General features: G+C 59.9%; 1 pseudogene. It reads right to left on the bottom strand.

Features of this window, described 5'->3' with window-relative positions:
- A pseudogene (locus tag ACYP5B_RS29500) lies at window positions 1-287 on the bottom strand (IS5/IS1182 family transposase); the annotation flags it as partial.

Below are 287 nucleotides of genomic sequence, written 5' to 3'. Positions count from 1 at the left end.
CGTCGTTGACCATGACCTTGGCGGCTTCGCGCTCTGCATGCCCGTCAGCACTTGTCACCAGCGCGCTGACCACCAGGCCGTGGCGGTTGTCGCTCAGGGTATGGCCCATGTAGCGCAACTCACTGGCGGTTTTGCCTTTACGGTAGAGCCGGGCATCGGGGTCGGTCTTGGACTGGTGCGTTTCGTTGCTACGCTTGCGACCTTTGAAGTTGCCACCATCGTTGTCTTCGTCCTCGCCGTCTTTGCGTACAAAGCTCTTGTGGCCTGCCCAAGCCTGAATGAGTGTG

Source organism: Cupriavidus sp. 8B (genome assembly GCF_054589115.1).
The sequence above is the reverse complement of the archived record's forward strand: the minus strand, read 5'-3'. Positions and strand labels throughout refer to the sequence as shown.